Genomic DNA, 7,251 nt, shown 5'->3' with positions numbered 1-7,251 from the left:
TAAAAAGCAGTCTTGAATCACGCTTCTGCTGATTTGGGAATCCACTTTGTCAACAGGACCTAGTGCGCCAGCTCATTTTTAAATCGTGTTCTACATGTAGAATAAATAGTTGCGTAAGAGGCTTGCTCTATATTCCATCGACAAGCATAATTCTACATGTAGAACATTAATTTATTGCTACCTGTAGAACGGAGGGGATGACATGAAAGCGAGTTTGACGGTCGAGATGCTGAAGGAACTCCTACCGGACGGTGTGACCGTGCCGCAGCCAGCGAAGACGGCGATCCGCGACCTGCCCGACGAAGAGCGGAAGGCGTATAAGGCGAAGAAGCAAGCGGAGCGCCGGGCGGCCCTGAAGCAGCGTGCCGAGGGCGGGAGCATCAAGTTCGACGCGGAGACGACGCGAGACGCACTGGCCGATGCCGCTATTATACTCCTGGCAAGCGGAGCGCCTGGGGCGGAAGCGATCGAAGCCTATCTCCGGACCGTGTTCCGTGACCAAGTCGGTGCGCCGTTGACCATCAAAGCCCGCGCGAAATCCGGTCAACTCCGACCGAAGCTCCTGAGATTCGTCGGCAACGCAGCCTGAACCGCCATTTCAGTAGATCGGTGCGAAATCCCGCTTGTCTACTGAAACGAGCCGATTTCAATGGCTTACATCATCTTGAATTGAGAATGGGACATGAAAGTCCCATCAGCACCACGGCTGTCGCCGACCGCTCCAGGTCCTTGCCAGCCCCTCCGAGACGAGGATATCGCCCAACGACCTGCCGTCACGAACCAGCACGCGAAGCTTGCGGCCATACTTGTCTTCGTCTCTGCCGGGCCATGCCTGGAATTCGACCGGTCCTGCGTTCACCAGTTCCAGGAAACGCCGGGTCGCCTTCGCACCCCGTGCTGCCTCGGAGGAGCATTTCGGTTTGCTTATCTCGGGCGTGTCGATATCGGCGACGCGGATTTTCGTACCGTTGTGCCAGAGCGTGTCGCCATCGACGACGCAGTGTATGCGGATCGCATCCGAGCAGAGCGTATACGGTGTGAAGTCCGCCGGCTGCACGTGCGAGGTCGACGGCGACGTTTTGATGAGCTGGACGGACGGCGATACGGTCTCGATTTTGGTCGTCGATGCCGTCTCGCGTGACACTGCCACGCCAGGCAACGGCAGGCCGTGTTTCTCGGCGACGTAACTGTAGCCTGCACCGGCCGAAAAGGCGGAAAGCATCGCCAAGGTAACAAGTTTTCCAAACGACATGCCGCCTCCTAATCGTAGTGACCGCCAAGATATCCCGGAGAGGTTGAGTTTCAGGTAGCGAGTTGCAGAAGATTCTATCGATCTCGCAATGTCTCACACATGCGACATAAACGGTTGTTCCGTTTCATATTGTCGACATTGCTGGATGTCGTGGCCGGACCGGGTCCGTCATCGGCGTTGGTCTCTTGCATCGTCACGCCGTTACATCGGGGGTATTCACGGCGTTACCGGGGAGTGGCCGATGGCACAGGGTTTTTACAAGACGACGGCAAGGCGGAGAGAGCTGTCGAACAACACGAGGGCGAACCGGAAAGCGGAAGGAAAACCGATGCAGCCGCATATCGTTGACGAGGCGCTGTCGGCGGCGATACAGGCGGCGACCAAGCGGAACGTCCGGGCGACAAAGGCTGGCCGTCCTGTCTCGGAGGCTGAGACCAAGGTCTTCGACCGCATACTGGCCGTTGCTCTGGATCACCTCGTGGAAATTCGCGGTCTGAACCGGGGGAAGTGCTACTCCGCCCTCCAACAGCGCCTCTTCAAACGCCGCAGCTACAGGTCAATACCGACGAAAAAGCCATGACCTAAAGTACCCGCGAGTTCCGTTTCGGTCTTCTACGGCCTCCCAGACGGTTTTCTGAGAGCCAGTTACCTCGATTTCCCCCCATTACTCCTCATTTTCGAATCGTAGCATCGTAAAATCACGGCGTTACTTTGTCTCTTGCATCGCCGGTCACCATGATCCCTTCAGCCAACAAAGCATCTGAGGGGATCGAAATGGCAAGGGTTTCAGGAATATTCGAAAGCGTTGGCACGAGGCTGAAGCAGGCCGTAGCGGCGCACAATCTCGACATTGACATGGCGGCGGGCCGTACGCTCGTCGAGGGTGTGCTCCGGTACTGGTCGGTAGGCATGGGTCCGGCGCCGATCCTGCTGAAGGGCGGACAGCTCTTCGACCAGACCGTCAGGGAAACCCGGGATGCCGACATAGTGACCGTACGGCACTATCTGCCACACGAGTTCGTAAAAGGTATGCGGATCATCGGTCCGATTCTGGAGCGCGAAGGCATCCGAATTCTGACCTTCTCCGGGGAGCCGACGGAAATAGACGTCGGCCACGGCGAACCGGTCCAGCGGTGGATCATCCGCGGCACGGTCGGCGGTGTCCTGGCCAACACGACCATCGACATGACCGTCGCCCGCGGACCGCAGGCATTCGCCCGAGCGATCGAGGTCGCCGAAATCCCGTCGCTGATCGACATGCTCCCGCCGCTGATCATTGCGGTGCAGCCGCTCGAGGTCGCTGCCGCCGAGAAGCTCCTTGCCGTCGCTCTCCAGTCCGAGACCGACTTCCGTATCCGGCACTTGGCCGACATCATCGACGAGCGCCTTTGGGACGGTGTCGACTGCGGCGATGTCGCAAGGGAGGTGGTCCGGGTCTGCAAGCATCGCGGGCTCGATCTCGGCACGCTTCCGGAGACGCTTGAGTGGCCCCGGATCAGCCGTCTCGAGGCTTCGTGGGAAAAGCACCGGGCGGCGGGCAAGACCACCCTGTCGATATTCAGCGCGTGGGTCGATGCGGCATACCTCTGGTCTGAGGTGCAGGACGAACTCAGTCTGCAGCATCGGCCCTTCGCGGTTCCACGGCAGGCCTCGGACGTGGTGAGGATGTCGGCATGAAACCGCGTTCACACCCTGAATGGCCTTATGCCCTGGCCGCGTTCACGGTTGAACTCGACATACCTGACCGACACTACCAAGTCCGGCAGCTTATTTCTCCAGGTCTGGGTCGGCTCTTCATGAAGGACTGGATCGCGCAGGATCGCATCGATCCGGAGATCATGATCGATCCGGCCGATCGCAGCGATGACCCACGCTGGCACCAGATCGACGGATGGCCCATTCGCGGCGGCACGGCGGACGAAATCCTCCGGCGCAAATGGGAACGGCGGGCAGCGCTCTATTTCCATTGGCACGCCACAAATGTCTCGCACGTCACGGACTGGCTCATCTACGCGACCGCAACCAATGCGCCATGGCTGTTTAACGTAAACGAGCAGGGAGAACCACGGAAGCTGCTGAAGTGCGGCAGCCTGTGTCAGCTCGCCAACGAGGCCGACAAGGGACTTGGGAACCAGCCACCGAATTGGCTCCTCGACCGAGGCGGTATTCCACTCGACGACCCTGATCCGCAACCCGCTCCTGACGATGAAATGGAGATCGCGGACCTCGGGGTCGGGCACGTCCTCGTCCGTCTCCTGACCCCGAACGCGCTGCGCGTCGAGGGTGTCCGCATGCGGCACTGTGTCGGCCACGGCGGCTACGACTGCATCCTTCGGGAACCCGGATACCGTCTTTTGTCCGTCCGAAACCCGAACGGCACGCCGCTGGCGACGCTAGAAATCCGTGGCGACGTGGTGAGGCAGTTCCGCGGCCCCGGCAACGACGATCCGACGTCGGCGGTCGTGGACCTGTTGTCGAAGTATGTGGCGGAACAGGGCTGGCGAGGCTACGAGGAAGCTGCCGTCGGAAGATATGGCGGATACGGCCCCGAGGCGCTCCGGGTTCTCGAGGGGCTCGAACCTGTCCGTCGCCGAGAACGATGACATTTCCGCCGGCGATTCGCGCCGGCGGAAGCCGCGCACCAATATCGACATAACCGCCCATCAAGGGCGGGATGAGGGGAACGGACATGGACATCACGGAAATCAACGCGAGGCGCCCCTCAAATGCCTTCCGGACCTCGACGCTGCCGAGCACGCCCTCGTGCAGCCGTATCTTCGCGGTCTCGAGACCTATCTATCGCACGGGCGCAACGTGCGGGGATCATCCCCTTCGACCGCCGAGTGCCTGGCGATCCGCACCAGCGAGAGACCGTTCGTCGCCGTCGCAAGGCGATCGCGGCTGCTCGCCGGATCACGGTCGATGAGTCCGGATGGGCGGTCTACGATGGCGACTGACGCTTACGACGATCCCATCCTCGACTGGGACGATATCGCCGAGGATCTCGCCATGCTCAAAGCCTCAGACCATGAGGAACGCCTCCAGATTGACTGGGAGACACCGTGCTATCTCCCCGCGCTCGGAGGCGGCGGCATGCAGAGGATGATTCCGGTTTACGGACCTGAGTCCGCCTGGATCAGGGGCAGGAGGCGCAATGGCGGCTCGACGTCGCCAACGCGACATGTAGCCCAGCCGTCATCCGTTGATAATTCAAGACCCCGATGGCCGGTCACGGTCGGGGTCTCCCATTGGCACTTTCTGCGACGGCCAGCATACTAATGGTCGAGTACGACTGGGCTGAAACTTAGTCTTCCTTGGAAGGGCGCGCTGTTTCAATAGAGGACGCGTCCTTTTTCACGCCCGGATTCCTAACTGGAAATAATTTCCTCAAAGGATTATCCAGACGACATCTGTCAATCGAGGGGAGTTATACTAGGAAAATAACTTCTAGTATAACGGTTAGCCTTCTCGTTATTCCCTTGTCGCTTTTCGCTGGCCGCCAAGGATTTTCCTGAACAGACTCGTTGGGGAACGACGTTGGCGAATGGAGCAAACAGACCAGGACTGTCGAAAAACGTGATTGAGGCACTGCCGAGACACGCCGCTACCTGTTCCCCGGTCCTCTCCTGACATCCAGCATGATTCCGCACCATCTCCGGGCAGCGCTCGAGGACGGCCTGTCGGCGTCTTCTCTCGACATGGACCGTATCGGCAGACATGCACAAGAGTCCCAGACGTTGGGACTCTTGTAGTACTCGACGTCGCCTTGCGCGCGCACGCGAGAACTACCCTTCGCAATCGGCGATCTCCGGAAATTAAAGAACTCGTTCGGAGAATTTAACGAACTCGAATTTGTAGTGTAAGATACGAATTCTTAAATATTTCTTCCCGTCGCTCGAAAAGATATCTTTTACAAATTTAATGAGCTTAAGTCTTGATTGCGCGAAATCGAAAGATTATGCATTTTTTTGCTTTTATTTGATTGTATCAATGCTTGGAATGCGCCATGCTTTGTGTATAGGGAACAGCAAGCTCCGCTCGCCACCGGTCCAAAACCCTGGTGCTACTCTGAAAAGGGAAGAGGCAGATGAACCAGTCGTAAGCTCCAGCAACCGGGTCTCTCTGGCAAAGCCCGTCTCGTTGGGGACGTGCGAGCCCCCGTTCGTCGATCCGTCGACCCTGATTGTCGTCCGGATGGCCGGGAGTGAAGCCGGGGAAACCCGGTCGCGGTAGCGAGCAACAAACGACCCCGTGCCTGAAACCGGGCGCACCAGAAACAAAGGAAGAAAGACATGAGGAACTTCAACTTTACGATCGGCCACCAGACGTTCATCGCCAGCGAAGTAGCAAACGTCACGTTAAACCGCCGTCGTTTCACTGAGATCGAAGTCCGCGAGGATTGCGGCAGCTACTATCACCAGTACCGAAACGGCCACGTGCCTCGCGGCGCGGACGAGAAGGTAATCCGGGAGTACATCCGCGAGTTCTACGCCCAGTCGCAGGATGAGGACGACGACTACCATGCCGCCTGACGATGGTCGCTTTACAAGGACCGAAACCGGACACGTCAGAAAAAAGGAAGAAAGATATGAAGGTCAGCAGAGATAACCTACCGTGCGGTAAGACATTTCCAGTGTACTGCGTCGAGCATGCGCCCGTCGCAGGCGCCGATGGCACTGGCCTATACGGTGAGTGTGGAAAAGCGGAATGGTACTTCCGGTTTTCATACAGAAATTCGTTCACCAACGGCGCTGGCAGCGCAGCGATTTACGCCTGGGTGTTCCTTGCCGAAAGCGAGGACCTCGTCGAGTTCATCATCGACGAGCGTGACGGCCTGACGGACGGGGTCGATGAATACTACAAGCATGTGTCGAGAAGCGTGTTCTCGCAAGCCAAATTCGTCCGCAACGCGCTTCCCGATGCGATCCGCTCATGGCGGGAAATGAGGGCTGAAGGCGTTCGCGGAGGATTTCGTAAGGTGCCTTTCCATTGAAAGCGCCATGCGGCCTTGCAAGGTTGTAGAACCTCTCCCATTCGCTGAGCTTTTGAACGAGGTCGGTGTCGTCTGTATATGACAAAAGCTGGTAGAACTCTTGATCATCAGTGCGGTGTGACCGTTCGACTTTTCCATTTAGTTGGGGCGACGCTGGCTTGATATAGGCGTGCCGGATGCCCTGGTCTTCGACGTGCCAGTGGAATTTGGCCTGGAACTCGTGCCCATTATCGGTGCGCACTTCGCGAATGCGGAACGGGAATTTGGCGATTACGGTGTCGATGAAGTCTATGGCGTTGGCCTGGGTGTGGCGATCATAGACCTTCAAGGCCCGGATGCGGGTGGCATCGTCGATTGCCGTGTATTGGAAGCGCTTGACGACCTTGCCGTCAACGCCTTCAAATTTCAGGAATTTTACGTCGACCTGTATCTGATGCCCCGGCACGCGCTGCTCGTATCTCTGGGTATGGATTTTCCTAACACGCGTACCGCCGGAAGCCGACTAAGCCCGTTCCGCTTCAGAATTCTATAGATGCAGGCGTCAGAGATGGTGATGGCATGGTACCGGCTCATATACCAGGAAATGCGCATCGGGCCGAGATGATATCTGGTGCGCAGATGCAAGACTTTCTCGATGATTTCTGCAGGCTTCTGGTTAGCGGGATTTTTTGGTGCGGAGGATCGGTTCTCAAGCCCGGCCTCGCCATAGCGCTCGAAAGCCGATTTCCATCGATAGAAACTGGCTCTGCCAATACCGAAATAGCGGCAGGTTTGCGATACGTCACCGTGACGCTCGGCATGTTGAAGAACGCGCAGCTTATGTGAAACTTCCCGTCGGAATGTCATCATCGCGATTATCCTTGTGATCGAAAGTCAAAAACAAGGATGTCTCGAAGGTCCCTACTTTTCTACAGTTCATAGAGACATTAAACCCGACAACATACTAGGTCCTGTTGACAAAGTGGATTCCCAAATCAGCAGAAGCGTGATTCAAGACTGCTTTTTA

The 7,251-nt window shown here is 57.6% G+C and carries 7 protein-coding genes and 1 pseudogene; 6 read left to right on the top strand and 2 right to left on the bottom strand.

Going from position 1 to position 7,251, the window contains the following annotated elements:
• Positions 1–202: 202 nt before the first annotated feature.
• Positions 203–589, top strand: a complete 387-nt coding sequence (locus NNZ72_RS25170; protein ID WP_257318429.1) for a hypothetical protein — start codon at positions 203–205, stop codon at positions 587–589.
• 105 nt (positions 590–694) lie between these two features.
• Here NNZ72_RS25170 and NNZ72_RS25165 read toward each other — a convergent pair whose 3' ends face one another.
• Positions 695–1,252 (bottom strand): thermonuclease family protein, encoded by a 558-nt coding sequence (locus tag NNZ72_RS25165; protein ID WP_257318428.1) that lies wholly within the window; start codon positions 1,250–1,252, stop codon positions 695–697.
• A 241-nt stretch (positions 1,253–1,493) separates the two neighbouring features.
• On the opposite strand from NNZ72_RS25165, the gene NNZ72_RS25160 reads away from it, so the two are divergent.
• The 5 genes from NNZ72_RS25160 (at position 1,494) to NNZ72_RS25140 (ending at position 6,245) form a co-directional block, all read left to right on the top strand.
• Positions 1,494–1,832, top strand: coding sequence for a hypothetical protein (locus tag NNZ72_RS25160; protein ID WP_257318427.1), 339 nt, complete (start codon positions 1,494–1,496; stop codon positions 1,830–1,832).
• Between the two features lie 194 nt (positions 1,833–2,026).
• A complete protein-coding gene (locus NNZ72_RS25155) occupies positions 2,027–2,929 on the top strand; it encodes a nucleotidyl transferase AbiEii/AbiGii toxin family protein (protein ID WP_257318426.1) in 903 nt (300 codons plus the stop codon).
• On the top strand, positions 2,926–3,855 hold the full coding sequence (locus tag NNZ72_RS25150) for a PcfJ domain-containing protein (protein WP_257318425.1): 930 nt from the start codon (positions 2,926–2,928) through the stop codon (positions 3,853–3,855). The genes NNZ72_RS25155 and NNZ72_RS25150 overlap by 4 nt, the downstream gene beginning before the upstream one ends.
• A 1,689-nt stretch (positions 3,856–5,544) precedes the next feature.
• The gene (locus tag NNZ72_RS25145; protein ID WP_257318424.1) at positions 5,545–5,784 is read left to right on the top strand and encodes a hypothetical protein; all 240 of its coding nucleotides are present in this window, start codon (positions 5,545–5,547) and stop codon (positions 5,782–5,784) included.
• Positions 5,785–5,840: 56 nt separating this feature from the next.
• The gene (locus tag NNZ72_RS25140) at positions 5,841–6,245 is read left to right on the top strand and encodes a hypothetical protein (RefSeq protein WP_257318430.1); all 405 of its coding nucleotides are present in this window, start codon (positions 5,841–5,843) and stop codon (positions 6,243–6,245) included.
• Here the strand turns inward: NNZ72_RS25140 and NNZ72_RS25135 are convergent.
• Positions 6,202–7,094, bottom strand: a pseudogene (locus NNZ72_RS25135) (IS481 family transposase); the annotation flags it as partial. The gene NNZ72_RS25140 and the pseudogene NNZ72_RS25135 overlap by 44 nt on opposite strands.
• Between the last annotated feature and the right edge of the window lie 157 nt (positions 7,095–7,251).

Origin of the sequence: Shinella pollutisoli (genome assembly GCF_024609765.1) — a bacterium.
Classification (GTDB): Bacteria; Pseudomonadota; Alphaproteobacteria; order Rhizobiales; family Rhizobiaceae; genus Shinella; species Shinella pollutisoli.
The sequence above is the reverse complement of the archived record's forward strand: the minus strand, read 5'-3'. Positions and strand labels throughout refer to the sequence as shown.